22 protein-coding genes and 1 pseudogene are annotated in these 25,496 nt (G+C 55.3%); 19 read left to right on the plus strand and 4 right to left on the minus strand.

Going from position 1 to position 25,496, the window contains the following annotated elements; genetic code table 11:
* From C2U37_RS24585 to C2U37_RS07585, 8 genes are all read left to right on the plus strand, one after another.
* Positions 1-1,506, plus strand: coding sequence for a TnsD family Tn7-like transposition protein (locus C2U37_RS24585; protein ID WP_158656236.1), 1,506 nt, complete (start codon positions 1-3; stop codon positions 1,504-1,506).
* Entirely contained in the window at positions 1,506-3,104 is a 1,599-nt protein-coding gene (locus tag C2U37_RS07560; RefSeq protein WP_104452070.1) for a Tn7-like element transposition protein TnsE, read from the plus strand. The genes C2U37_RS24585 and C2U37_RS07560 overlap by 1 nt, the downstream gene beginning before the upstream one ends.
* Before the next feature lie 286 nt (positions 3,105-3,390).
* Positions 3,391-3,735 carry a helix-turn-helix transcriptional regulator gene (locus C2U37_RS25345; RefSeq protein WP_223915250.1) on the plus strand — a complete coding sequence of 115 codons (345 nt, stop codon included), beginning with the start codon at positions 3,391-3,393 and terminating at the stop codon, positions 3,733-3,735.
* On the plus strand, positions 3,659-3,940 hold the full coding sequence (locus tag C2U37_RS25030; protein WP_223915294.1) for a hypothetical protein: 282 nt from the start codon (positions 3,659-3,661) through the stop codon (positions 3,938-3,940). The genes C2U37_RS25345 and C2U37_RS25030 overlap by 77 nt, the downstream gene beginning before the upstream one ends.
* A gap of 102 nt (positions 3,941-4,042) precedes the next feature.
* Positions 4,043-5,950 carry a DUF4209 domain-containing protein gene (locus C2U37_RS07570; protein ID WP_104452071.1) on the plus strand — a complete coding sequence of 636 codons (1,908 nt, stop codon included), beginning with the start codon at positions 4,043-4,045 and terminating at the stop codon, positions 5,948-5,950.
* A 162-nt stretch (positions 5,951-6,112) separates the two neighbouring features.
* Positions 6,113-8,377, plus strand: coding sequence for a tellurite resistance TerB family protein (locus C2U37_RS07575; protein ID WP_158656237.1), 2,265 nt, complete (start codon positions 6,113-6,115; stop codon positions 8,375-8,377).
* A 4-nt stretch (positions 8,378-8,381) separates the two neighbouring features.
* Positions 8,382-9,698, plus strand: coding sequence for an ATP-binding protein (locus C2U37_RS07580; protein ID WP_104452073.1), 1,317 nt, complete (start codon positions 8,382-8,384; stop codon positions 9,696-9,698).
* Between the two features lie 119 nt (positions 9,699-9,817).
* On the plus strand, positions 9,818-11,962 hold the full coding sequence (locus C2U37_RS07585) for a DEAD/DEAH box helicase (protein WP_233768463.1): 2,145 nt from the start codon (positions 9,818-9,820) through the stop codon (positions 11,960-11,962).
* A gap of 382 nt (positions 11,963-12,344) precedes the next feature.
* On the opposite strand, the gene sgrR is transcribed toward C2U37_RS07585, so the two are convergent.
* Positions 12,345-14,048, minus strand: a complete 1,704-nt coding sequence (gene sgrR, locus C2U37_RS07595; protein ID WP_104452074.1) for an HTH-type transcriptional regulator SgrR — start codon at positions 14,046-14,048, stop codon at positions 12,345-12,347.
* 103 nt (positions 14,049-14,151) lie between these two features.
* Between sgrR and C2U37_RS24590 the strand changes: the two genes are divergently transcribed.
* From C2U37_RS24590 to C2U37_RS07605, 3 genes are all read left to right on the plus strand, one after another.
* The gene (locus C2U37_RS24590) at positions 14,152-14,310 is read left to right on the plus strand and encodes a hypothetical protein (protein WP_158656238.1); all 159 of its coding nucleotides are present in this window, start codon (positions 14,152-14,154) and stop codon (positions 14,308-14,310) included.
* Between the two features lie 98 nt (positions 14,311-14,408).
* Positions 14,409-15,326, plus strand: coding sequence for an IS5 family transposase (locus C2U37_RS07600; RefSeq protein WP_104451977.1), 918 nt, complete (start codon positions 14,409-14,411; stop codon positions 15,324-15,326).
* Between the two features lie 440 nt (positions 15,327-15,766).
* Entirely contained in the window at positions 15,767-16,438 is a 672-nt protein-coding gene (locus C2U37_RS07605; RefSeq protein WP_101618269.1) for an HAD-IA family hydrolase, read from the plus strand.
* A 327-nt stretch (positions 16,439-16,765) separates the two neighbouring features.
* Here C2U37_RS07605 and pgi read toward each other — a convergent pair whose 3' ends face one another.
* Both pgi and C2U37_RS07615 read right to left on the minus strand, forming a co-directional pair.
* The gene (gene pgi / locus C2U37_RS07610) at positions 16,766-18,415 is read right to left on the minus strand and encodes a glucose-6-phosphate isomerase (protein WP_101618231.1); all 1,650 of its coding nucleotides are present in this window, start codon (positions 18,413-18,415) and stop codon (positions 16,766-16,768) included.
* 60 nt (positions 18,416-18,475) lie between these two features.
* Positions 18,476-19,120, minus strand: a complete 645-nt coding sequence (locus C2U37_RS07615) for a transaldolase family protein (RefSeq protein ID WP_101618233.1) — start codon at positions 19,118-19,120, stop codon at positions 18,476-18,478.
* Positions 19,121-19,311: 191 nt separating this feature from the next.
* Here C2U37_RS07615 and C2U37_RS07620 point away from each other — a divergent pair, with 191 nt between their 5' ends.
* The 8 genes from C2U37_RS07620 to C2U37_RS07655 all read left to right on the plus strand — a co-directional run bounded on the left by C2U37_RS07620 (position 19,312) and on the right by C2U37_RS07655 (position 25,053).
* Complete coding sequence (locus C2U37_RS07620; RefSeq protein WP_104452075.1) at positions 19,312-19,509, plus strand: hypothetical protein; 198 nt, start codon at positions 19,312-19,314, stop codon at positions 19,507-19,509.
* Positions 19,510-19,919: 410 nt separating this feature from the next.
* On the plus strand, positions 19,920-20,477 hold the full coding sequence (gene srlA / locus C2U37_RS07625; protein WP_043133530.1) for a PTS glucitol/sorbitol transporter subunit IIC: 558 nt from the start codon (positions 19,920-19,922) through the stop codon (positions 20,475-20,477).
* A 20-nt stretch (positions 20,478-20,497) separates the two neighbouring features.
* Positions 20,498-21,478, plus strand: a complete 981-nt coding sequence (gene srlE, locus C2U37_RS07630) for a PTS glucitol/sorbitol transporter subunit IIB (RefSeq protein ID WP_043133533.1) — start codon at positions 20,498-20,500, stop codon at positions 21,476-21,478.
* Between the two features lie 19 nt (positions 21,479-21,497).
* Positions 21,498-21,869: a PTS glucitol/sorbitol transporter subunit IIA gene (locus C2U37_RS07635; protein ID WP_043133535.1), complete on the plus strand. Its 372-nt coding sequence runs from the start codon at positions 21,498-21,500 to the stop codon at positions 21,867-21,869.
* 86 nt (positions 21,870-21,955) lie between these two features.
* Positions 21,956-22,732, plus strand: coding sequence for a sorbitol-6-phosphate dehydrogenase (gene srlD / locus C2U37_RS07640; protein WP_043133536.1), 777 nt, complete (start codon positions 21,956-21,958; stop codon positions 22,730-22,732).
* A 101-nt stretch (positions 22,733-22,833) separates the two neighbouring features.
* On the plus strand, positions 22,834-23,190 hold the full coding sequence (locus C2U37_RS07645) for a transcriptional regulator GutM (RefSeq protein ID WP_043133537.1): 357 nt from the start codon (positions 22,834-22,836) through the stop codon (positions 23,188-23,190).
* A gap of 100 nt (positions 23,191-23,290) precedes the next feature.
* Entirely contained in the window at positions 23,291-24,055 is a 765-nt protein-coding gene (srlR, locus tag C2U37_RS07650; RefSeq protein WP_043133538.1) for a glucitol operon DNA-binding transcriptional repressor SrlR, read from the plus strand.
* 32 nt (positions 24,056-24,087) lie between these two features.
* Positions 24,088-25,053, plus strand: coding sequence for a KpsF/GutQ family sugar-phosphate isomerase (locus tag C2U37_RS07655; RefSeq protein WP_043133539.1), 966 nt, complete (start codon positions 24,088-24,090; stop codon positions 25,051-25,053).
* Between the two features lie 56 nt (positions 25,054-25,109).
* Here the strand turns inward: C2U37_RS07655 and C2U37_RS25035 are convergent.
* Positions 25,110-25,346: pseudogene (locus C2U37_RS25035) on the minus strand (IS5/IS1182 family transposase); the annotation flags it as partial.
* Positions 25,347-25,496 lie beyond the last annotated feature (150 nt).

The raw sequence follows: 25,496 nt of genomic DNA on the forward strand, positions 1-25,496 counted from the left end.
ATGTTGAACTTTCCGGTTCCTTATCCAGATGAGCTGATTTACAGCTTGGTGGCCAGAGCCGGAATACATTTGGGACTAACCAGCCCAAAGCAGTTGTTGGATGAGGTTTTTGCCAACCGGCATGTCATTGCAACGGTTGATCTCCCTAATCATCTGGCACCTTTGGCTCGGTTATTGCCGGATAGTATGGGCCTTGATGTTGAACGACTTGCCTATATGCATACGCTATTTCCTGTCTATGCCCCTTTTACACCAGAGGATCGCCGGAAGTTCTGCCTTGAGAAGATGGCAGGAGAATCTCAAGGAGCAATTCACCTTATCCTCGGGATAGTGGCATCCAGAGTTAAACAGTCGCTTTCATTACGCTATTGCCCGCAATGCCTGCAAAATCAGCGTTTTCATCAAGGTGAATACTACTGGCTGCGCTCATGGCAAGTGATAGGGGCTGATTGTTGCTTGTTTCATGGCACCCTAGCCGAGGCTAATCTTGAGCGGCATGCTTATCATCGCCATGAGTTTATTGCTCCCAATCCCTTGTTGTGCCCACCTGTGCCCCAGTCTGCCGGACGCGATCACGTCATCCGGGTTACTCGTCAAGTAAATGCACTGTTGCAACGTCAGGCTAAAACATCACCGTCCTTTTCCCAGTGGAGTTCATTTTACAACCAGCTAGCGAGCATGTCCGGGTGTGCCAAGGTGAAGCAGGTAAAACAGGGCGATATTCATGAGCGTGTATTATCCCGTTGGCCGGCTGATTGGTTAGTGCAACAAGGATTGGCTATTCATAACGAATCAGGTTGTTGGCTGCAGGCTATCTTCCGTAAGCACCGAAAATCCTTCAGCTATCTGGAACATATCGTTGCCCTGGATAGCCTGTTGCCTGAGTCTTGGAACATAGCGACGGTGCTGGACGAAGTGCAGAGTATTCCAACAGGAATTTACGGTCTCCATCCTGTTCCTCAGGAGGAAAAGAGCGACCAGTTGGTAGAATATCGAGCTAGCTGGCAGCAGTTGCTGGAATGTCATGGTGTTAAGCTGGCCCGCCTCTCTCATCAGGCGTTATATGCCTGGTTGTATCGGCATGATCGACGCTGGCTTCTGGAGTTTAACCGGCAACACTATCAAAGTCGTGCCAGAGAAAATCACCGGGTCGATTGGCCAAAGAGGGATCGTGTGACTTGCCGTCAGTTACTCAAGATCCTGAGTGAACAGACGTGGCGTCTTGACTCCCCTCGGCTATCGATGCGCTGGTATCTGTCGAGGTTGCCTACCGGCGCCATGGTGGAGAAAAAATTGAGCAAAATGCCGCTTACGCGCTTGTTTTTTAAACGATATTGTGAAGATATTACGGACTACCAAGTGCGTCGCTTGGCTTTTGCCTCTGGATTGTTAGTACAAAAAGAAGGCACCTTGCGACGATGGCGACTTTTGCGTGTAGCCGGCTTAAGCGATGAGCGGTTAACCTCGATGTCAGAACGGCTGTTAAGTGATGTTTTGGAGGACTAATGCAGGATATCCGCTTTGACAAGGTGTCTGATGATACAACAATCTTGGCAATCGGCTCGCTGTTCAGGCGGATTGATAATTCCCAGTGGGGCGTCAATCTTGATCTGGTGCCCAAAGCGGAAGCTGGGTCACTACGGGTGTCAAATATCCCCGTCTTGGCTCGCAAACGTGTGTTGAATCCGACCCAAGAGCACAGGCCTGCTGGTTTTCGTCTCTCTTTAACTATCGACAGCACTGAGACTTGGCAAAGAAAGAGGTTGGGAGATTACCCGGTTTCCTCTGCCATTCGCGCAATGGACAAACGCCAACACTGCTTTTGTTTTCTTGCAAATGACATACAGATATATCTTCCCCAGTTGGAGCTCGCTCGTGTACTTTTCTTGCACGACGGTTATCTATCTCGCTCAGCACTTGAGCCTGATTATCTGAAAAGTGAGTTTTCGATTGAACACGTCAGCGCCGAGGTTGTCCGGGTGAATGTATTGCCTTCCTCCAGCTACCCGCTCAAGTCTCTAGATGACTTCGAGTCGCGACGTTTGTTGAGCTGGATTTTGATCGATCCTGATGCCCGTGCTTCTTACGAAAGCATAGGCCGCAGTCAAAAGCTGAATGGCTATGAGAAGGGAGGATATCGGCAATGGGAGTTTGAGTTTACTCCTCCACCTTTACCATCGGTCTCTTTTGAAATCCGAGGGCGATTCGATAAAGAAGCCAAAAGCATGCTGGTTTACGAGGTGGCCAGTCTGCGAAATATACAGGCAGATATCCCAAGTGAAGTGGAATTTTTCCATCCCAAGTTGCGGGAGTATGTGCGAGGTGAAGGGGACGGTGCAGTACGCTTGGTCGCTGAACGCCCACCAATTCACTCGGTGCATGATGGGGCGGATGCCAATGCGGATACCACGCCTGTTTTATTGCGGGCTCCATCTGTCGTGTTTGAGTTTTCTAAGGCATTCAATACGCGTAAGGTAGCCGAGAAGAAGCAAGAAGGTGCCAATGGCAAGGCCGATGATGAGGTGGGCTCCCAAGCATCAGAGGATGTCAGCACTGAAGAGTCAGTTGCAGGAGGGATTCTGCCCAGCGCAGAGTGGACAGCTGAATCGGACGAAACCGATGATCTGCATCTCTACGCCAATAAGTTTGATTGCTTTCAATCGATGCTGGATGAGTTGGTGGCGGCCCATGGTTGCGTGATTAGATCCAAGCAACTGCGCAAGCTACCTAAGCTCTACCGTTGTAATCGCCACCTGCTTCTGGATGGCAATCCCAGATGCTTGGCCGTCGTTGAGGTTGAGTCGCACAATCGCATCTTTCATATCCTCGAAGTCGATACCTCCGATGGGATTTGCTCCCTCTCAACCCTGCTATTAAGGCTGACGTCGCAGCAGGGGTGGCAGGAGCAGCTTAAGTTATTGGAAGAAGAGTTAACCCAGAAATCATTGCATTGGCCAAGTAAGCGGCTGAAAGCGCTTTGTGGCAAGGATGGTTATTCCGGCATCCCTCATCCACAGACCAAATCTGTGGATAAGGGCAAGCTGCCTGAGAAGTCGATAGAGCACTGGGCGACAAGGTTTCATAGTTGGATGACGTCAATCTAAACCTATAGAAAGAGCTCACAACAAGATGATCTATGTCTACATTTGAGACCTGAATATCTTGATGTTGTACAAATTTCGGCACACCATGTCATCAATTTGATTATATTTATGGTGCCGTATGAGATACACAGCTAAACCTTCTTCTCTCTTGGTCGGAGCGCATGGTTAGCTCGCCCTCTCAGCGTGTCGAGGATTTGAGCCTTGCCCTGTGCTTGCTATCTGCTCTGGGCTTCGGCGATTGGGTGAACGGCGTTGCGAATCGCCCACCGCGCTAAGCAACCCCAAGATGAATGTGCTTGCCCCGATCTGCCGTGCAATCCACGCCAAAAAACCAGTTGCCATTCGCTACCACTCGATGAGCGGGGGTGAGTCCGAACGGATCATCGTGCCCTTCGTCCTGGTAGACACCGGCTTACGGTGGCATATCCGAGCCTTTGATCGGAAGAGCAGCGAGTTCCGCGACTTCGTAGTCACACGCATAGAAGCGCCAACCTTGCTCGGCGAAAGAACCCAAGGCCAACGAGAGCCAGGTCAACGACATTCAGTGGACGCGTATGGTCGAGCTGGAACTCGTTCCCCATCCACGTCTGGCTCGACCCGAGATCATCCGGATGGACTATGGGATGAATGATGGCTCAATCCGGATGCGCGTACGCGCGGCGGTGGCGGGCTATATGTTGCTGCGCTGGAGCGTGGACTGCTCGCCCGATCACAGCCTCAAAGAAGAACAGTTCCGCTTGTGGCTCAGCGAACCGCTGGCGCTGTACGGAGTAGAGAATGCGAAGCTCGCTCCGGGGTATCAAGCCCCATTAGCGAAGGTATCACCCAAAGGATAAGAACAAGATGGCACACAACGTCACCAGCAAGAACGGCAACGGTGGGAACCTCGGCTTCGAGGCTGAACTTTTCAATGTTGCGTCGATCAAAGGTGGCGACTAATGAACAACGAACGCTATCCGCTGGAATTGGCTATTTCAGTTCAGGACTTTACGGCGTCAGGCTGGAAGGATGCGATTGCCCAAGCTACCCGCGAAGGATATTCGTCGATGTGGCAGGCACTGTCGGCTGCTGCGCGCAGTACCATTGAGCAAGGGCGAATTGAACACGGCAAGGTCTTATGGCTGCTTGCAGATGCCTGTTCTATGATGCTTTCACCGTCGAGCCCGAATGAACCCTTTAAGCCTTTTGCTGTTTTCCATGACCGCCGGTCGGTCATCCCGGATGACATGCCTGATTCCGACATTCTGTTCTTTGCCGCGATCGTCGATCTGGTGAACGACGACTGGCTGAAGGCGCGACTCAGCGATTTGGTCTGGTTGAAGGGCAAGCCTCGTAACACTTCATTCGCTCTAAAGGCCATCGACGCCTACCGCTGCCTTCCACTAGACACAGATACCTGGATACATGGAGGGCGTGACTGTTGGCCACGTGCCATCAGTCTGGCGCGGATGCTCAAAAGTGGTGCTGGAGATAGGCTCCAGCAAATGGAGGCGTCAATTGTCACTGCTTTTAACGCAGCGACCCGGGACGACGGTTTCCTTGGGCTTTGGCTTGCCGACCTTCTGAAGTCGAATGGTTTGGGGCGGGCGAACCGAGCCGATGTGGCAAGGAAGCTAGAAGTTTTGGCCCGCGAATTTGATTGTGAAGGTGATCTGCATAGGGCGCGGGAGTATTTTTCTGTTGCTACCGAATGGCATAAGGCCATTCCTGACGAGGTCAAAGCGGCAGAAATGACGGTGGCGGTCGCCGAAGGTTGGGTAAAAGAAGCCGTTGCACGCTCCACATCGGAAAGCCTGAGTCACATGGTGGCCGCGAGCTTTTACGAGAATGCCATCCAGACGTACCGAACGGTTCCCAGAGCCGAGCGCTCTACGCATCAGGTTGATGAGCGAATTGCCGAGTTGCGAGCCCACTTGAACGATTCTGGAGAGAGAGCTCTGGGAGAGATGAGACTCATTCAAACGTCCGGTGTCGATATCACCCAGCTCGTCGAAAACGCGAGGAAGTCCGTCACCGGAAAATCTGCACAACATGCATTGCTCGCATTTGCGAATCTGCATCGTGGTGTCAACGCAGAAGAACTGCGCAATAGAGCGCAGGAAAGAATGCGTCAGTATCCCTTGCAATCACTGTTTTCTGCGACCGTGATGAGTCGTGATGGGCGGGTCATTGCCAAGCGCCCTGCGATGAGCCTTGGCGGAGAAGAACTGACGGCAGACGACGAAATTGCGATCCGCGCTGAGATGATCCGTGACTACGGCATCCTGGTTAGTATTGTGGTGCAAGGCGACATCTGGCCAGCCTTGGAAGTGCTTTTGCTTGAACATCGGTTGCGGGAGGCCGATTTCATCGAATTGGCCCGCCACTCACCCATCGTGCCCAAAGAGCGGGCTGGTCTTTTCGGTAAGGCACTGTTTGCCGGTTACGAGCGTGATTTCGTTACAGCGCTGCATTTGCTGATTCCGCAGATCGAGCACTTGGTGCGCGAGCATCTCAAGCAGGCAGGAGCCAAGACCACGAACCTCGACAAAGATGGTATCCAGAACGAAAACGGAATGAGCACATTGCTGGACTTGCCAGAGGCCAAACAGGTATTCGGCAAGGATCTCGCCTTTGAGCTCGAGTCGCTGTTCTGTAATGCCTTCGGCCCCAATTTGCGTAACGAGTTGGCCCATGGGCTGCTCGACGAGGATGGATGCAACTCACCCTTCGCTATTTATGCGTGGTGGCTGGCATTAAGGCTCACCTTCAATACATGGTGGAACTCAGCGAACCCTATCTCTAGGCTTCCGGAAGGCAACGATAAGCAAGCAGCAGCACCGGACGTGGAGTCCGTTGAAGAATAAGGAGTACTGTAATGGCTTTTCTGTCGGAGGACGCCGTGCACCCCCTGTTTCAACAGGCCGAGCCGAGGCGTTGTCACTTTCTATCCCATGATATTGAGCCTATCATTGGACAAAAAAATAAGAACATCAGGTACTTCCACAGCACAAGTAAAGGCGAATCAAATGGAATTGATCATCATCATCTTTGTTGTCTGGGGTTGTTACGCCTTGTTCAGTAGAGCCAACAAGAAGACGCCACCCAATAAACAGAGCCAGGAACCACGCAACGAAGAAGTGCTGAATAAAAGGGATGTGCAAGTGCGAAGCGAGCCTGATGACGATGAGTTGGCCACCTTCACTATATCTGTCTCAACGTCTTACGGCGGACAAGAAACCAAAAGCAACAACAAAACCAAAGGGTGCTGGATCACCCCTGGAGAGCTCATATCTGTGGCCGGGCATGAAATTTGCGGAGGTTTTTTTTACTTCGGCGGTCGTTTGCCGGATCTGGATGGATATGGTGTCGAAGCATCATTAGTCGATTCCAGTCTTCCGATCTACCGTGACACAGACATGCTATATCAAGATGAAACGCTGGGCTACTGGCCTTCGTTCAATCGCCTCTCTGAGTCTTCGCGGGGTGCGTATCTGACATGGTTAGCAAGCGAGCGCGAGAACCCCAATGTACCGTTAGGCTATGTATTTATCTATTTCTACGGACTAGAGCGGCGCATCCTCGTTGATTCCAAGGAAGGGGGGGTTACAGACGCAGAATTCAAATCGATATACCAGGAACTCCAGCGGCTGCGGTCAATTTATGGGTCGAACAGGTCCTTTGCCGGCTACTCGCTCCGTCTAATGGAGCTGATGGCTCTCATGCGGCCTGGCGTGGTTGCGTTTGAGGAACAGGACGAGCAGCATCATGACTCATTGCTGTTTCGCTACCAACTGGCTACTCGGGTATCCAAGGGCGAACCGATACCTGCTCATCTTGCACTGACATGGATCAAGAACAGTCAGGAGTACACGCTTCGGACACCCGCGCGCCGATGCGCTGAGCAGTTTGCCACCCTATTTAAGCTACAGTATGCCGATCAGTTTGGGGACGGCATGATTGTCAAATCGAACAAAACGCGATTGACTCTCCACTACTATCCCGCCAGCGCAAGCCTGCGCGGATTTTCGCTGGAGCAGCCAGGCCTGCCCGACCCCAGTGTTCTGAAAGCACCAGTCAAGAAAATGATCGCGATTGCAGATACGTCCACCGAATTGCTGTCTGCTTACAGTCGCTATCTCGGTAAGAAGGGAGCGTCAGCTGACGATATCGAAGCGATGCTTCTGCTGCCAGACGCCCTCCTTAGCGTCCAAACACATCCGGTCCTAAAACGGTTTAAGAGCTGGGTTGACGAACAACTCGCGGGGCCATCAAAAGGCTTGGTTCGCTTGGCTGACCTTTGGAGGCAGATAGGCTTAGAGCCGCCTGAACGTTTCAACAAAAAAGAAATGGAACTCATAACGACACTGGAAGCTAAAGCAGGCTTTGGTGTTGCCCCAGATCCTCGCTATCACCATGCAAAGCCCGCTGTTGATGGCGACATAGTGCTGTTTCCAGAGGGGCATGGGCCGAACTTTGAGCCATCCCAAGCCTTTAATGAGACGAGCATGACGCTCCGCCTTGGGGCAATGGTTGCGGCTGTCGACAGCCATGTAGATAGCGCTGAGCTAAACACGCTCCAAATTCTGATCGATCATGACACGCACTTGTCTCCAATCGAAAAACGCTCACTACACGCCTATCTGCACTGGCGCTTGAATACTCCAGCCAACATGACAGGCCTGAAGGAAAGAGTCGGCGCTCTTGGAGATGCTGAGAAAGATGTCGTGCGACACATTCTCGTGAGAGTTGCTTTTGCTGATGGCAAGGTGACTCCTGACGAGATCAAGCAGCTTGAGAAACTCTATACCGCTCTGGGCTTTGATAAAACGCAGGTTACGGCGGATGTACACAAGTTCACCTCCAGCAAGGGTGCACCTGCGTCTGCAACCCCCACCAGTAAGACGACAACACAGAAACCAGGCTTCGCTCTTAATGATGAGCTCTTGGCGCTTCATGCTTCTGAGACCGAGAGTGTGCAAAGCCTCCTAGGAACCATCTTTGTTGACGATACGCCTGAGGAGCAGCACGTCATCGCTGAGGGGGAGCCTATTGCAGCTGACACGGGCGGATTGGATCAAGCACACAATTCCTTGTTCGAGCAGCTGATCACTAAGGAGCGCTGGGATCGCAAGGATGTACTGGCTGCATGCGAGTCATTGAAGCTCATGCTAGATGGCTCAATTGAGACTATTAATGACTGGGCTTACGAGCAGGTCGACGCCCCAGTTATTGACGATGACGAAGACATCTATATCGACCTGGAAATTGCCAACGAACTAAAAGCAGGTTAGCGCCATGACAGTTAAACGCATTCGCATCAAAGAGCGAGACGCCATTATTCAATCGCTGAAATCTGGCGTTACCCCCAAGGTTGGCATTCAGCACATTCAGGTTGGGCGTTCAAACGAAATAAGAGCCCTGCTACAGGATATCGATCGTGTAGTAGAAGGGGGCTCGGCGTTTCGCCTGATAATTGGAGAGTACGGCTCGGGTAAGACCTTCTTCCTCAGCGTAGTGCGAGCTATCGCGCTGGAGAGAAAACTGGTGACCGTCAATGCCGACCTCTCCCCCGATCGTCGCATTCATGCGGTGGCCGGCCAGGCCCGTAATCTGTACTCTGAGCTGATGCGTAATCTGGCAACGCGTAACAAGCCGGACGGCAATGCGCTCACGAGCGTGGTAGAGAAGTTCATCACCCAGGCCCGCAAGGACGCCGACGCGCGTGAAGTCGGCGTGACAACGATTATTCACGACAAGCTGGCCGAGCTAACCGAGATGGTCGGAGGCTATGACTTTGCGAAGGTGATCGAAGCGTATTGGAATGGACACGAGCAAGGCAATGACGCACTGAAAAGTAACGCGATCCGTTGGTTGCGCGCTGAGTACAGCACCAAAACCGATGCCCGTCATGACCTAGGTGTGCGGACGATTATCTCGGATAGCTCGTTCTATGATGCTTTGAAGCTGATGAGCCTGTTTGTTCGTCAAGCTGGTTACAGCGGCTTGCTAGTCAACCTCGATGAGATGGTGAACCTATACAAGCTCAACAGCAGTCAGGCGCGCACCTCAAATTATGAGCAGATCCTGCGCATTCTGAACGACTGCCTGCAGGGCTCCGCCGAGCATTTAGGGTTCCTACTTGGTGGGACTCCTGAATTCTTGCTAGATCCGCGCAAGGGCCTGTATAGCTACGAAGCATTGCAATCCCGTTTGGCGGAAAACAGCTTTGCCCAGCGTACGGGCTTAGTGGATTACTCCTCGCCATCACTGCACCTGAATAACCTGACCCCCGAAGAGTTATACATATTGCTGAAGAACTTGCGGCATGTGTTTGCTAGCGGTGACCCTGAGGCTTACCTAGTGCCCGATGAGGCGCTACATGCATTCCTCCAGCATTGCAGCCTGACAATCGGCGACGCTTACTTCCGAACGCCTCGTAATACCATCAAGGCCTTTTTGGATATGCTGTCGCTGCTGGAGCAAAACCCTCAATTGGACTGGAATGGTTTGGTCGGTACCGTTGAGATCGAAAAGGACCTGCCGAGCGACTTTGAGGAAGCCGAAGAGGGTTCCGATGGGGCGGACGGTGATCTAGCTAATTTCACGCTATGAACGCGGTCTACCACCAGCTTCACCCCTTGGTTCAGAAGTGGATCTTTAAACAGGGGTGGTCGGATCTCCGCGAGATACAGAAACGGGCAATCCCGCCTATTCTTGCAGGTGATTGTGATGTGCTGATCAGTGCATCAACGGCAGCAGGTAAGACGGAGGCCTTCTTCCTGCCGGCCTGTTCAGCCATTGCCGATACCACAGGTGGTTTCGGCATCCTCTACATCAGCCCCCTCAAGGCGCTAATTAACGACCAGTATCGAAGACTCGAAGGCTTGTGCGAGATGCTGGATATGAAGCTCACACCTTGGCATGGGGATAGCGCTCAGTCGAAAAAAAAGGCCGCTCGCAAATCTCCGTCCGGCATATTGCTGATTACTCCTGAATCTCTGGAGTCGTTGCTGGTTAGAGAGCCTGGATGGGTCAAGCAGGCTTTCGGCTTGCTGCAGTACATAGTGATTGACGAGTTCCATGCGTTCATCGGTACCGAACGCGGCCAGCACCTGCTGTCACTGCTTAATCGCCTTGAGCACCTGATTGGCCGGCACGGCAATCCCATACCCCGAGCAGCATTAAGTGCTACCCTCGGCAACCTAGAAAGCGTACCCGCCTCACTGCGCCCAGATAAAGGGCTATCGTGTGCCACGATCTGCAGCACGCACTCCGAAGCTGAATTGAAAATGGTAGTTAAAGGTTACCGGGATCCTCTCATACTGGAGGCTCCGAAGCCGGGAGACGAGGTACCCTGCAGTGCCGAAGACGCGATCTGTGAGGAGCTGTATCGAGTTTGCCGTGGCGGGTCGCACTTGGTCTTTGCCAACAGTCGCAAACGCACCGAAAGCCTGGCAGCCAAACTAAGTGATCTTTGTGAGGCTCAGGCCGTGCCCAATGAGTTTTTCCCACACCACGGGTCTCTGTCCAAGGAAGCCAGAGAAACCCTCGAGGCGCGCCTACAAAAAGAGACGCTACCCACGACGGCGGTATGCACCATGACTCTGGAATTGGGGATCGATATAGGCAAGGTGAACTCTGTGGTTCAGGTCACAGCTCCGCATACGGTTTCAAGTCTGCGACAGCGTCTGGGGAGGTCAGGGCGTCGAGGAGGCCCTGCAATCCTACGCATGCTGATTGCGGAGGATGAGCTACATCCCAACTCCAGCCTTGTTGATAAGCTACGGATGGAGTTGCTGCAGTCCATAGCAATGATCCGATTGCTGGTTGCAGGAAAATGGTTTGAGCCAGCAGACACAGAGCAGTTTCATTTCTCAACCCTGTTGCATCAGGTGCTAGCGGTAACAGCTCAGTGGGGCGGCGTTCGTGCTAATCAGTTGTATCGAACGCTTTGCCAGACCGGCCCTTTTCAGCAAGTCACAGTTGATCACTTCAAACAGCTCCTGACCCAGATGGGCAAGGATGAACTCCTGACCCAGTTGTCCAGCGGCGAGTTGGTGTTAGGGCTTCAGGGGGAGCGGCTGGTGAGCCACTATACCTTTTACGCGGTATTCAAAACTCCCGAGGAATTTCGCGTTGTTGCCAGCGGTAAGACGCTGGGCACGCTGCCGATCGACACGATGATTCTGGTTGACCAACACATCGTCTTTGGCGGCAAGCGCTGGAAAGTTGTCGACATAGATACAGACAAGAAGGTGATTAACGTCGAACGAGCTAAAGGCGGCGAGCCACCCAAGTTTGGCGGTTCCGGGATGGGCATCCATGACGTGGTGCGCCAGGAGATGTTCAGTATCTACCGTGACGGCGATTATCGAATCGCCGCAGGGGGGAGCAAGATGGATTTCTTGGATGACATGGCTAGGGATCTGTTTGCCGAGGGACTGGGTTTATTCAATGACCTGAATATTGATAGCGAGCCAGTGGTTCAGCAAGGGCAGTATGTTTACGTGTTTCCATGGCTTGGCGACAAGGTGGTGAACACATTGGTGGCTCTGCTCACCCGGCAGGGCTATCAGGCCTGCGCCTTTGCTGGTGTCATTGAGATAGAAAAGGCCGATGCTAAGCAGGTGCGTAATGACTTACTGTCTTTGCTAGATGGCCAACTTCCCTCCGCGACCGAACTGGCTGCATTGGTGCCAGAAAAAGAGATCGAAAAGTATGATGAGTACCTTCCGGAAGCGCTTCTCGAGGAAGGCTACGGGCGGCGCGCCTTTGACGTCGATGCTGCCCTCTGTTGGGTCGGTAAGGTGTGCCGTGACTGGTGTGGCAATACCGGAGGTGCTGCGTGCAAGCCACGCCATGGGCCGAATGCATGACTGACGCAGAGCGGTTGGATGTGTTCCGGATTTCTGCTTAGCGCCAGCGTTGGCGAGGGTCGACTTGCAGTTCTTGGGTATTTCGCCCGGTATGAAACTGCGTTGGTTTCATAGCTGGATGTCGGTAGTGTAATGGGCATCGGATCACCGAGTGGCTGGACAGTTCCCGTCTTTGGGAAACAACCCCTTGAAGTGTTTATCTTCATCCAGCAATTGTCTGCTGTCTGCGCGGGAAAACTGCCCTTCCAGTACCTGCAGCAGCGAGGCCGGTGTCGCCAGCAAAGAGAAGGCGCAGCTTGACGGAGAGCCGCTCGAAGCCCTGTGAGCTATTCGAAAACCGGTGAACGGGCAAGATAAGGCCGGCCGTCGGCCATGACGTTTATTATTCTGGGTCTGGTGCCGGTGCCAGCCAAGCAGACTTGAAATCGAACCAACCAAGGGCGTTGAGTCTGACGCCCTGGGCCCCCAGCGGCCGTTGCAGGCGCAGCCAGTGGTGGAATAACGGCTGCAACCACCCCTGCCCGATGCGCCGGGCCAGCCAGGGCTCAAGCACCCGCTCTCCCTGCCGCCAGTGCGCTTGCACCCGCAACAGCTCGTCGGCATCGTCCGCCGCCATCACCCGGCGCAGCAGCGGCAACCCCAGCAGCCAGGTCATCAGGGTGAAGTCCGCCGGCTTGCCCAGGTTCATGGATCCCAGCCACAGATCCGCCTCCACCTCGCCCCGGCACCAGTCCGCGTAGGACACACAGCGGCACTCCAGCCGTATGCACTGCTCGGCCAGCAACTCGCCCATCACCCCGGCCAGCAGCGGGTATTCCGGTTGATCGGCGTAATAGCAGAGCACCAGGGTCGTTTCCGGCAGTGGTTCGCCGGGGCTGTCATCGAGATGATGCCAGCCGGTCAGCAGGCTGGCGGCCGGACTCCAGAACCGGCTGGCCGGGCTGTCCACCCTGGCCAGGATCTGAAACGGCGAGCAACACTGCTGCAGCCAACGCCGCCGCGCCGGGTTGCCCCAGTGGCGCGAGCGGGGATCACAGAGCAGAAAGTAGCCCCCCTGCTCCAGCTCCCGCTCCCGTTCCGAGGGCTCAGCATCGGGCCTCAGCCCCTGTGCCGGCTCCAGCTTGAGGCTGCAAATCTGGAGGGAGCCCTGCGCGGTGCCCGCACCCAGCTCCGGCAACTGCCAGATCTCCACCTCATCGAGCAGGGCGCGGTAGCCGAAGTAATCGTCGAAGGCGCTGAGCTTCAGGCAGAGGGCATCCTGCCGGCTGACGCGGTACGGGCCCGTGCCCAGCGGCAGGCTGGCAAACTCGGGGCGGATGGCCTCTTCAGCCGGCAGGATCAGGGCACTGTGATGGGCCAGCAGCCAAGGCAGCCGGCAGTCCGGCTCCGTCAGGTCGATGCGAATGGTCCGCTCGCCCTGTGCCGTCACTGCGGCCAGGTGGGCAAACAGCGGCTGCTGCCGCAGCGCCAGCAGGCTGGCCACCACATCGGCGGCGACCATCAACCGGCCATGGTGAAAGCGTACCGCCGGGCGCAGGTAAAAGGTCCAGTGGGCCTGATTGTCGCTGTGCCAGTGGTGCGCCAGATCCGGCTCCAGTTCCCCATTATCCTCATTTATGCGGGTCAAGCCGTTGAAGATCTGCCGCAGCAGGTGGATTTCGGTCCGGCGGTTGGCGTGCTGGGGATGCAGATCCACCAGTGGCCGGTAATAGGGCACCCGCAGCAGCTGGCGATCATTGTGGCTGTGCTGGCCCAGCTGGGAGCGGATGAGCGCGGCCAGCTGGCGCGGATCGGCGCCCAGGGCCTGGACGGCGGCGTCCAGCTCGCCTGCCTCCAGTAGGGTGCTGGCCCGGGCCTGATCCAGCTGGGCCTCGCTGACCAGCAGCTGTAGCCGGGAATGGCGACCACGTCCCGCCTCACCCTGCCAGGCGAGCCAGCCGGCCTGGCTCATCTGGTTAAGCAGGACGCGTACATGCCGCCGGGTGCAGAACAGGGTCTCGGCCAGGCTCTGCAGGGTGGTGTCCGCCGCCTGCAGGTCGAAGCGCCTGAGCAGACGCAGGTAGTGTTGTTCCAGACGCTGTTGCATAAGGGGAGATCTTCTGGTGGATTTTAAGCAATTTTTAATATCCCTAATATTGCCCACACTATCCAGGCAATCAAGTAAACAACCAGCACGCGGAGACACCACTATGATCCATATGACACTTTCCCATTTCTATTTCATGCTGTTGCAGCGCCTGCCGCGTGGCCGCTTCCTAGATCCACACCAAGCCGAGCGACAATTGCAGTGGCTAATGCAGTGGGATCTGGGCGAGATGAGCGCCGAGAAATACCGGCATCACTGGTGAGGAAAAACGGCAGGTGGGATGGGCGTTGTTTCCTAAATCCGGGAACTATCCGGCCACTCGGTGATCTGATCTCTTAGGTCAACTGCAGGGAGCGTCAGATGGGCAAGTCCAAGCACAAGATCAGTAACTGGAAACAGTACAACCAAGCCTTGGTGCAACGCGGTTCGCTAACCATCTGGATGACTGAGCAAGCCATCAAGCACTGGCATTGCCAGACCCATCATGGCCGCCGGGGACGTGGCTTTCACTACAGCGATAGCGCCATCGAGACCGCGCTGATGCTCAAGGGCGTGTTCAAGCTGCCACTGCGCGCCTTGGAGGGGTTCATTAACTCGCTGTTCAAACTGATGCAGGTTCCCTTGCAGTCGCCGGACTACAGTTGCATCAGCAAGCGCGCCAAGACGGTAGAGATCAAGTACCGCCTGCCCAGCCAAGGCCCGGTTGCTCACTTGGTGATTGATGCCACCGGCCTCAAGGTCTACGGCGAAGGCGAATGGAAAATTCACAAGCACGGCAAGGAGAAACGGCGCCTTTGGCGCAAACTCCATCTGGCCGTGGATGCTGCCAGCCATGCCATCGTCGCGGCCGAAGTCAGCCTCGACACGGTGGCCGATAACGAGGTGCTGCCGACATTGCTCAATCCCTTGCGGCGCAAGATCGAACAAATCAGTGCCGACGGCGCTTATGACACCAAAGAGTGTCACGCCCTGCTGAAGAAGAAGGGAGCCAAGGCCACCATCCCGCCGAGAAAGAACGCCGCGCTGTGGGAGGAAGGTCATCCCCGCAACGAAGCCGTCAAAGCGCTGAAAGCCGGTGAGCTGGAACAATGGAAAAAGGACTCCGGCTATCATCAGCGTTCGAAGGCCGAAACCGCCATGTATCGCTTCAAGCAGCTCATCGGACCGAAACTGAGCCTGCGGGATTACAACGCCCAAGTGGGGGAAATCCTGGCCGGAGTCAAAGTCATGAACAAGGTCATTGGCCTTGGTATGCCTGTTCGGCAGCCCATCAATTAAGCGAGGCGAACCGCCTGGGGACAGGCTGTCCCCCCTCTGATTTGATCAACATCGCCGGTGGGATGCGCTGCTTCAAGTCGAGATTTGAGTCAATTGTGTGCAGCCAAGAGCGACCTGTGTTCGACGAGGATGAAGTAGATATCGACCTAAATCCGTAGCTAGGCACTGACTGGATGCCGCACGTCCAGGAAAAAGTATCTGGCCACAAGGCAACACAAAAGGTTGTTGCGGTGTCGACTCCAGCAAATTTGGCCGTAATGGTTTCAATGTTGTTCTGCCAATAAACCGGTTAGATGTATTGATTACCGACTGCGGGATCAGTACCCATGACCGCTAGATACTGGAAAAAGCAGGAGTTGAAGTTATCATGGTATAGGCGAGTTTCATTGTCATATGCTGCTATGCGGTAGTTCAACTTAAATTTAAACTAAGGATATTCTGTGCAGAAGAGAATTTATTTTAAAGGCTGTTTGTTTGATTTAGATGGAACACTGGTTGATTCTACGTCAGCGGTTAATCGAGCGTGGACTATGCTTGCTAAGCGTAATCAGTTGAATGTTGAGTACGTTCTTAGTGTCATTCATGGTCGTCCTGCAAGTGAATCAATTAATGAGTTACTTAGCGGCAAAACGCAGGAGCATATCGATGCGGAGATTGTGTGGTTGCAGAATGAAGAAACCAAAGATACAGATGGTGTGGTGCCGATTGATGGGGCCATTGATTTATTGAACATGCTTGATGGGTTTGGAATACCTTGGGCCATAGTTACTTCAGGTACAATACCTGTAGCAGAAGCCCGCCTGAAAGCAAGTGGTATACGGCAACCTGATATATTTATCACTGCAGAAAGAATCACCTATGGAAAGCCTAATCCTGAGCCATATTTATTGGGGGCCAATGAGCTTGGTCTTGATATCAGAGACTGTATAGTGTTTGAAGATGCGCCGGCAGGTATTAAGGCAGGATTGGCTGCAAACAGTTGCGCAACCATTGGTATATTAAGTCACGCCATGCCTGAAGATCTTCTAAATGTAGAATGTATAAAAAATTACCGTCAGATCGATATCCATCAAGGTTCAGGTTGCAGCATATTGAAAATCAATGCTAAATAGGTGTTCCGAATACTAGATCACAGAAGGCGTGAACTCAGTCCGGGAGCTGGTTCTCTGACTTAGGAAACAACGCTTGGTTTTAGGAAAAAGAGCCGCGGATGCGCTGATTAATTTACCGAGAATATGCTCGGTAAAGACCTTCAACCAAGCCAGTGGTTCATCCGATGTCGCAATGACATCGTTCAAATCGCTTACAAGACGTAAAAAAATCCGGAACCCATCACAGGTTCCAGATTTTCTTACTGTTGGGGCTCGGCCAATGGATCCAGAGCTGATCAGCCTTGTCTCCAAGGCGGGCCCGTCTGCTAGGTTAAAGGAGGTAGGTGCTTAGGCCTTCCACGCCTTCCAGGTGTTGATCAGGCTGTTTGTGGAGCTGTCGTGGCTGCTGATGGGTTCGGCAGTGTTCAGCTCCGGCAGGATCTTGTTGGCCAGCTGCTTGCCCAGCTCCACGCCCCACTGATCGAAGCTGAAGATGTTCCAGATGATGCCTTGCACGAAGATCTTGTGCTCGTACATGGCGATCAAGGCACCCAGGGTCTTGGGGGTCAGCTGTTTGAACAGGATGGAGTTGGTCGGGCGGTTGCCGTCGAACACCTTGAACGGCACCAGGTCCTTGACCTCGTCCAGGGTCTTGCCGATGGCCAGGAACTCCGCTTCCACCTGTTCCTTGCTCTTGCCGAAGGCCAGGGCCTCGGTCTGGGCGAAGTAGTTGGCCAGCAGCTTGGGATGGTGATCGCCGATGGGGTTGTGGCTGATGGCCGGGGCCAGGAAATCGCACGGGATCAGCTTGGTGCCCTGGTGCATCAGCTGGTAGAAGGCGTGCTGGCCGTTGGTGCCCGGCTCACCCCAGATGATGGGGCCGGTCTGGTAGTCGACCTTGTTGCCGTTGCGATCCACGTACTTGCCGTTGGATTCCATGTTGCCCTGCTGGAAGTAGGCGGCGAAGCGGTGCATGTACTGGTCGTAGGGCAGGATGGCCTCGGTTTCGGCGCCGTAGAAGTTGTTGTACCAGATACCGATCAGGGCCAGCAGCACGGGAACGTTCTGCTCGAAGGCGGTGGTGGCAAAGTGCATGTCCATCTCGTAGGCGCCTTGGTGCAGGGCTTCGAAGTTCTCGAAGCCCAGTGACAGGGCGATGGGTAGACCGATGGCGGACCAGGAGGAGTAACGGCCACCGACCCAGTCCCAGAACTCGAACATGTTGGCGGTGTCAATACCGAACTCGGCCACGGCCTTGCCATTGGTGGACAGGGCCGCGAAGTGCTTGGCTACATGAGCCTCGTCACCGGCGGCTTTCAGGAACCAGTCGCGGGCGCTGTGGGCGTTGGTCATGGTTTCCTGGGTGGTGAAGGTCTTGGAGGCCACCAGGAACAGGGTGGTTTCCGGGTCGACCTTTTTCAGCGTCTCGGCGATGTGGGTGCCGTCGACGTTGGAGACGAAGTGCATCTGCAGGTGGTTCTTGTAGGGGCGCAGCGCCTCGGTGATCATCACCGGGCCCAGGTCAGAGCCACCGATACCGATGTTGACCACGTGCTCGATGGCTTTGCCGGTATAACCCTTCCACTCGCCGGAGATGATCTTCTCGCAGAAGCCTTTTATCTTGGCCAGCACGGCTTTCACGTCCGGCATCACGTCCTTGCCGTCGACCTGGATGGGGCGGTCGGAACGGTTGCGCAGGGCCACGTGCAGCACGGCGCGGCCTTCAGTCCGGTTGATTTTCTCGCCGTTGAACATGGACTCGATGGCACTGGACAGGTCGGTTTCCTTGGCCAGGTCCTGCAGCAGGGCCATGGTTTCCTGGGTGATGAGGTTCTTGGAGTAGTCGACCAGCATGTCGCCACCGAAGGTGGTGGAGAATTTGTTGAAGCGTTCGGCATCGGCGGCAAACAGATCCTTCAGCTGCCGCTCCTTGTTGGCGGCGAAGTGGGCTTCCAGTGCCTTCCAGGCCTGGGTCTGGGTCGGGTTGATGTTTTTCATTATTGCATGGGTTCCTGTGTTATTTGGAGATAGGCGCGATTATCGATGTGGAAACAAGCGTCAGCCGTAGCTGGCAAATTCGGCCACGGCCTGTGCTGTCTGGGCATTGGCAAGGTATTGAGTCAGCAGGGCTGGACTGACGGTCAGATCGTGGGCGCCGGCCAGCAGGGCCTGGGTCAGCTGTTCGGGGATGGCGAACGAGGCGGCCACTATCCGAGCGGGCAGTTGCTGCCGCTCCAGCAGCTCCCGCAACCGGCCGATAACGCGCTGGAAGTCGCCGCCTTCACGGTCGATGCGGTTCACGTAGGGGGCCAGGTAGTCGGCACCTTCCCGGGCGGCCAGGAAAGCCTGCCGTTCACAGTAGATGGCTGTGGCGCAGATGGCGCCGCTGGCGTCATCGGAACGCTTCAGCTGGTGGATGGCGGTCAGGCCGGCCGGTGACACCGGGATCTTGCAGTAAACTGCGCCCCAGCGGGACCAGAGCTGTCTCGCCTGTGCCACCATGCCGGCCGTATCGGTGGCCGTCACCTGCACAAACAGTTGGTGAGGGCGATCAAAGCCCAACGCCCTGGCTTGCCCGATGAAGTCGTCGGCCTTGATCCCGGCCTGGGCCAGCAATTTGGGGTTGCAGGTGATACCGTCCAGGCTGAGCTGGTGCACCCAGGGGCGTAATTCTTCGATGTTCGCTGAATCCAGATACAACATGAGCACTCCTTCAGTGTGAAATGCGGCATCTCCGCCCTGTCGAGGGTGACCCGTAGCTCCAGGGGGCAATCATATTGCCGCTGTTCGTCTCGTCTTTGACTGCTGTCATTCCCTAGCGGGTCCATGTGGCGCGGGCGAGACCATCCCGCGCAAGCCAGAAAGAATTTTCAACTTTCCCTGTTTACAAAGAAATGAAAACCAAGATCATTGATTTTGAAAATCAGATCAACAGTTTTTTATACATTTCGTATCTCTGCGGTGAGGCTATTGCTGTCATTCCTGCGCTCACGGGCGGCGAACTCGCTCAGTTCGTGCCAGGTCAGAACGATCTAAACCGGATCGCGGTCCAGGCTAGGTTGCTAACGGTTATCGATATGCCGCAAAAATAAGCGTGATCTGAATCACCAATTTAAAGCGCGCACAAAATAAAGCATATATAAAACAGTAGGATATGTTTAATTGCGCCCGAGGTGCCATTGTGCGGCCGCGATGTGTGTATGGGGAGGGAGGGGCAGTTGGGGCGCCTCAGGGAGTGGGGATGTCGTTGCCCCGTTTGAAAACCAGCGAAGCAACCGTAGCGGGAACAGGCATTCTAGGCTGGACAAAAAACGCCAACTTGGTCACATTATGAAAACCAAAATTAGCAAAGTGACGTTCAGTGTGAAAATATCAACTTACCGGGTCGCCAGCCAAACACGATAAGCGAACAGCTGCAACCTGGAACCAACCGCACGTCCGGCACCTTATCAACGGCAGGACGTGTCCCCTTCACAGATGGAGTCAACTTGAGGACTACACCATGGATGTAATTATTCATGCAGCGGAATGGTTCATTGCACTATTCCAAAAAGGCGGAGACGTCTTTGTCGGCATGGTTACCGGCATACTGCCGTTGCTGATCTCGCTGATGGTGGCGATGAACGCCCTGATCCAGTTCATCGGACAGGAGCGGGTGGAGCGCCTGGCTGCCAAGAGCGCCGGCAACCCGGTGTCCCGCTACCTGATACTGCCGGTCATCGGCACCTTCGTGTTCATGAACCCCATGACACTGAGCCTGGGTCGCTTCCTGCCGGAGCGTTACAAGCCGTCCTACTACGCAGCCGCATCCTACAGCTGTCATTCCATGAATGGCCTGTTCCCGCACATCAACCCCGGTGAATTGTTCGTCTATCTGGGCATTGCCAATGGCCTGACCACGTTGGGCATGCCGCTGGCTCCCCTGGCCATCAGCTACCTGCTGGTCGGTATGGTGAGCAACTTCTTCCGCGGCTGGGTGACCGACTTCACTACCGCCATGGTGGAAAAACAGCAAGGCGTTCGCCTCAGCACTGACGTCCACATTCGCGTAGCCGAGTAAGCCAACCAGGAGCAGACATCATGGCAAATTCATTGTACATCACCAAAGGCAGCGGCGGCTGGGGTGGTCCTCTGACCATCGACATCGAGCCGGGCAAGAAGGTCCTCTACATCACCGCGGGCACCCGACCGGACATCGTGGACCGCATGGTCGAACTCTCCGGCATGGAAGCGGTGGACGGTTTCAAGACCTCCATCCCGGATGACGAGATCGCGGTCGCCGTCATCGATTGCGGTGGCACCCTGCGTTGCGGCCTCTACCCCAAGAAGCGGATCCCGACGGTGAACATTCACTCCACCGGCAAGAGCGGCCCGCTGGCCAACTTCATCGAGGAGGATATCTATGTCTCTGGCGTGCAGCCGGACAACATCCAGCTGCAAGCCCAGGCCGGGAATGCGCCTAGCCAGCCGAAACAAGCGGCGAAACAAGAAGCGCCGCAATATGACAGCAGCAAGAAGCTGAGCGAGCAGAGCGACAGCCTGCTGGCCCGCATCGGCATCGGCATGGGCGGGGTGATGTCCACCTTCTTCCAGGCCGGCCGCGAAACCATCGATACGGTGCTGCGCTCCATCCTGCCCTTCATGGCGTTCGTGTCCATGTTGATCGGGGTCATCCTGGCCTCCGGGGTGGGTGATGTGATTGCACATGCCCTGATCCCGCTGGCCAAGAGTCCCGTTGGCCTGATGACCCTGGCGCTGATCTGTTCCTTCCCGTTCCTGTCACCCTTCCTTGGCCCGGGCGCCGTCATCGCGCAGGTCATCGGTGTGCTGGTAGGGACCCAGATCGGTCTTGGCAACATTCCGCCGCACCTGGCACTGCCGGCCCTGTTCGCCATCAATGCCCAGGCTGCCTGTGACTTCATCCCGGTAGGTCTGAGCCTGGCCGAAGCCAAGCCGAAAACAGTCCAAATCGGGGTGCCGTCCGTGCTTTACTCACGGTTCCTGACCGGAGCGCCGACCGTACTGCTGGCCTGGCTCGCCTCCTACTTCATCTACCAATAACGCTCAAACGAGGACTGAAATGACTATGTTGTACCAAACCCAAGTGACCAAGATCGGCGAGTTTGCTGCCGAAGCCCTGGATGACAACATGATGATACTGTTCGATGACAATGCCCCGGCAGACGTAGCGGACTACTGCTACATCCATCCGCACGCAGCGCTGTTGGATGACATCAAGGTGGGAGGGGATTTCGTTCTGGGTCAGACACGTTTTCCCATCACGGCGGTAGGCGACGTAGTCAACCAGAACCTCGGCGAATTGGGTCACATCACCATCCGTTTCGATGGCGCCGATGAAGCGGAATACCCAGGAACCGTGCATGTGAGCGGCACTTGCCCGACAGTCCCGGAACTGGAAATCGGCACCGAAATCACGTTTGAACTGAACTGAACAATCAAGACTCACGCTCCCCCTGCATCATTGAGTTAGCGGCTCGAAGCAGGGGGGCGCGAGATACAGCAATCGAGGAGAGTAACATGTCAAAAGTAGCACTGGTAGTTGGCGGCGGTAAAAGTCTGGGCGCCTTCCTTTGCAAGGGGCTGGCCGAGGCCGGCTATCGGGTGGCAGTCGCAGATATGGACGCCGACAGCGCCAAGCTCACCGCCAGCGAAATCGCCGAGGTGCATGGTGCTGAGAACGTGATGGCCGTGCAGGCCAATGCCACCCAGGAAGCGGATGTGCAGCGCATGGTCGGTGCCGTCGATGATCGCTTCGGGCGCATCGACCTGCTGGTCTACAATGCCGGCACGGCGACCGCGGCCAAGATCGATCAGTTCCCGTTGGATGCTTGGTACCGCTCCATCGAGGTGAACCTGACCGGTTACTTCCTGTGTGCCCGTGAGGCTTCCAAGGTGATGATCCGCCAAAATGGCGGCCGCATCATCCAGATCAACTCCAAGTCCGGCAAGGTGGGCTCCAAGCACAACTCCGGCTACTCGGCAGCCAAGTTTGGCGGTGTCGGTCTGACCCAATCGCTGGCGCTGGACCTGGCCGAGCACAACATCACCGTCCACTCCCTGATGCTGGGCAACCTGCTCAAGAGTCCCATGTTCCAGTCCCTGCTGCCGCAATACGCGAAAAAGCTGGGCATCCCCGAGGATCAGGTGGAGCAGGTCTATATCGACAAGGTGCCGCTCAAGCGTGGCTGCGATTTCCAGGACGTACTGAACGTGCTGAAGTTCTATGCCAGCGACGAGGCCAGCTACTGCACCGGCCAGTCCATCAACATTACCGGTGGTCAGGTGATGTTCTAGTGGTCAGGTGATGCTCTAGTTCCAACTGTGTGGGAAACTCCTGAGAACCTAATCTTTTGGCAGTGTGTCGTACACTGCCTTTTTTCATTGTGAGGTGCTAAATGGATGCCATTAATCTTCTGATCGTGTTTGCCCTGGTGGCCTGGGGATTGCAGATCGGCCTGGGCTTTTTTCAGGTACGGGCTTTCAATCGCATGCTGCAGGACATGAGCCTCAAAGGCTCGGTGAAGATCGGCCGCACGGCCTCCCGCTGGCGCCCGCGCACCCTGGTGGTGCTGGCCCATGATGCCAACGGCGTGATTGTCGATGCCAAAATCATGCGTGGCCTGACCATCTTCGCCAGACCCCAGACGCTGGACACTCTGGTGCATGCCCGTATCCCGCTGACCGAGCGACAACTGGCCGAACTGGCACCGCCGGTACGCGAAGCGGTAACCTGCGCGCTGTCAATAAAATGACAATTCGGTTGTCATATAATTTTCATTATGAAAATTTCAGTGTACATTCTTAGGAAATGAAGCCTATGGCTTTTTAAATTCAGCATATAGGGATTCAGGTATGTCCATTGAAACTCGTCGAGAAATGTTGGTGCGTTATCTGCGCGAACATGGCAGAACGTCAGTCAACGATTTGGCCGCCCATTTCAACATCACCGGCGCCACGGTGCGCAGCGATCTGCGGCATCTGGAGCAGGCCCAGCTGGTAGTCCGCCGCTATGGCGGCGCCGAGGCGTTCACCCAGCCGGCGCTGGAAGATCACTCCATGGACGAGAAAACCGTGCTCAATCTGAACACCAAGCAGCGCATCGGCGCCAGGGCCGCGAGCCTGGTCCGGGATGGCGAGTCCATCATTCTCGACAGTGGCAGCACCACCCTGCAGATGGTGCCCTGGCTGGCAGAGCGGGTAGCGCTGACGGTGATGACCAACAGCCTGCACATCATGAATGAAGCAGCGGCGCTGGACAGCAACGTGACGCTGCTGATGCCGGGTGGCACCTACCGCAAACGCTCCGCTTCCTTTCATGGCAGCCAGGCAGAGCAGGCCTTTCGCGTATTCACCTTCGACAAGTTGTTCATCGGCGCCGACGGCTTCGATGTCGAGCAGGGCACCACCACCTTCAACGAGGCATATCAGGTGAGCCAGGCCATGTGCCAGGCGGCACGGCAGATCATCGTGGTGACCGACTCCAGCAAATTCGGCCGCAAGACGCCCAACGTGGTGGTGCCCATCGACAAGATCGACATCATCATCACCGACAAGGGCATCAGCGATGCTGACCGGCAGGCGCTGGAGCAGCATGGCATCCAGGTGGTGCTGGTCTGAACTCCCCCCAATCCCCAGAGGTTCCCTTCGTCATGCGTGAACAGATCCAGCGCTACGCTCATGAAACCCTGAGTATCGAACTGGCCGAGGCACAAAGGCTGTGCTCTCGGCTCAATGATTCCTTCGTCTCGGCCTGCGAGGCCATCCTTGCTTGTACGGGCAAGATAGTGGTCACCGGCATCGGCAAGTCCGGCCATATCGGCAAGAAGATTGCCGCGACCCTGGCCTCGACCGGCTCGCCCGCCTTTTTCGTCCATCCCGCCGAGGCGCTGCATGGCGATTTGGGCATGATCACCAAGGGGGATCTGGTCATCATGATCTCCAACTCCGGCGAGGCCGGCGAGTTCAAGACCATGCTGCCGCTGCTCAAGCACAAGGGTCTGGTGGTGATCGGTTTCACCGGCAAGCTCGACTCCTATCTGGCGCGACAGGCCGATCACGTCATCGACATCAGCGTCCAGCAGGAGGCCTGTCCTCTCGGTCTGGCGCCGACTTCCAGTGCCATCAACACCCTGATGATGGGCGATGCCCTTGCCATCAGTGCTATGCGCATTCGCGATTTCAACGAGCAGGACTATGCAGTTTCTCACCCGGGCGGTAGCCTGGGTGCCCGATTGTTGCTACGCAACAAGGATATATTAGACCCTGAGCTACCAATACCAGTTTGTTCTGCAGACACATCCTTGAGGGATGCCATTGTGGCTTTGAGTCGTGGTGGATTTGGGCTAGTAGTGATTAGTAGTGATCAGGGCAGCATCTTGGGAGTTTTCACGGATGGTGATTTGCGGCGCTCTTTGGAAAAAACATTGCCCCTGGATACCTGTGTCACCGAGCTGATGACCCGAACACCGGTGGTGGTCCAAGCGGACGGTCTGGCGGCTGCCACACTGGAACTTATGCACGAACATCGCATCAATGCTGTCCCCGTGGTGTCTGATGAGGCTCGATTGTTGGGGGTGATCAGTATTCATCAGATATATAAAGCTGGTATTCGTTGATGGAGCGAAAGGCGCGAGCCATCATTTTGCTGTAGTTTTCCTGCTAGAGGCTGTCGTCATAAGATGGCAGCCCATAATGCCACGCAGCGGATCCGGACAGCCGCCACGAACGAAGCGGTGTTTTTCGCATACCGCGTGGCTATCCCTCGCCATTGTTTCAGGTGGAGAAAGGCAATTTCTACCAGATGCCTTACCTTATACATTTCCCTGTCGTGCTCTCGCTTTTCCTTACGATTCCGCTTCGACGGGATCACCACCTCCATCCCCTGAGACGCGGCCTGGGCTACCAAAGCGTGGCAAGGATGGTTATTCCGGCATACCTCATCCGCAGACCAAATCTGTGGATAAGGGCAAGCTGCCTGAGAAGTCCAGCGTTGGCGGGGAGCGACTTGCAGTTCTTGGGTATTTCGCACGGTATGAAACTGCGTTGGGTTAATGTTCTG

The sequence above is a fragment of the Aeromonas sp. ASNIH1 genome (assembly GCF_002934285.1).
Lineage (GTDB): Bacteria > Pseudomonadota > Gammaproteobacteria > Enterobacterales > Aeromonadaceae > Aeromonas > Aeromonas caviae.

Bases quoted from the DNA above. Each gene is read 5' to 3' on its own strand.
- C2U37_RS25345 (WP_223915250.1), top strand. From the start codon at position 3,391: ATGAATGTGCTTGCCCCGATCTGCCGTGCAATCCACGCCAAAAAACCA.
- C2U37_RS07635 (WP_043133535.1), top strand. From the start codon at position 21,498: ATGACTATGTTGTACCAAACCCAAGTGACCAAGATCGGCGAGTTTGCT.
- C2U37_RS07615 (WP_101618233.1), bottom strand. From the start codon at position 19,120: ATGTTGTATCTGGATTCAGCGAACATCGAAGAATTACGCCCCTGGGTG.
- C2U37_RS07560 (WP_104452070.1), top strand. From the start codon at position 1,506: ATGCAGGATATCCGCTTTGACAAGGTGTCTGATGATACAACAATCTTG.
- C2U37_RS07645 (WP_043133537.1), top strand. From the start codon at position 22,834: ATGGATGCCATTAATCTTCTGATCGTGTTTGCCCTGGTGGCCTGGGGA.
- C2U37_RS07655 (WP_043133539.1), top strand. From the start codon at position 24,088: ATGCGTGAACAGATCCAGCGCTACGCTCATGAAACCCTGAGTATCGAA.
- C2U37_RS07575 (WP_158656237.1), top strand. From the start codon at position 6,113: ATGGAATTGATCATCATCATCTTTGTTGTCTGGGGTTGTTACGCCTTG.
- srlA (WP_043133530.1), top strand. From the start codon at position 19,920: ATGGATGTAATTATTCATGCAGCGGAATGGTTCATTGCACTATTCCAA.
- C2U37_RS07600 (WP_104451977.1), top strand. From the start codon at position 14,409: ATGGGCAAGTCCAAGCACAAGATCAGTAACTGGAAACAGTACAACCAA.
- srlE (WP_043133533.1), top strand. From the start codon at position 20,498: ATGGCAAATTCATTGTACATCACCAAAGGCAGCGGCGGCTGGGGTGGT.
- C2U37_RS07570 (WP_104452071.1), top strand. From the start codon at position 4,043: ATGAACAACGAACGCTATCCGCTGGAATTGGCTATTTCAGTTCAGGAC.
- C2U37_RS24585 (WP_158656236.1), top strand. From the start codon at position 1: ATGTTGAACTTTCCGGTTCCTTATCCAGATGAGCTGATTTACAGCTTG.
- sgrR (WP_104452074.1), bottom strand. From the start codon at position 14,048: ATGCAACAGCGTCTGGAACAACACTACCTGCGTCTGCTCAGGCGCTTC.
- srlD (WP_043133536.1), top strand. From the start codon at position 21,956: ATGTCAAAAGTAGCACTGGTAGTTGGCGGCGGTAAAAGTCTGGGCGCC.
- srlR (WP_043133538.1), top strand. From the start codon at position 23,291: ATGTCCATTGAAACTCGTCGAGAAATGTTGGTGCGTTATCTGCGCGAA.
- pgi (WP_101618231.1), bottom strand. From the start codon at position 18,415: ATGAAAAACATCAACCCGACCCAGACCCAGGCCTGGAAGGCACTGGAA.
- C2U37_RS25030 (WP_223915294.1), top strand. From the start codon at position 3,659: ATGGTCGAGCTGGAACTCGTTCCCCATCCACGTCTGGCTCGACCCGAG.
- C2U37_RS07620 (WP_104452075.1), top strand. From the start codon at position 19,312: ATGAAAACCAAGATCATTGATTTTGAAAATCAGATCAACAGTTTTTTA.
- C2U37_RS24590 (WP_158656238.1), top strand. From the start codon at position 14,152: ATGATCCATATGACACTTTCCCATTTCTATTTCATGCTGTTGCAGCGC.
- C2U37_RS07580 (WP_104452073.1), top strand. From the start codon at position 8,382: ATGACAGTTAAACGCATTCGCATCAAAGAGCGAGACGCCATTATTCAA.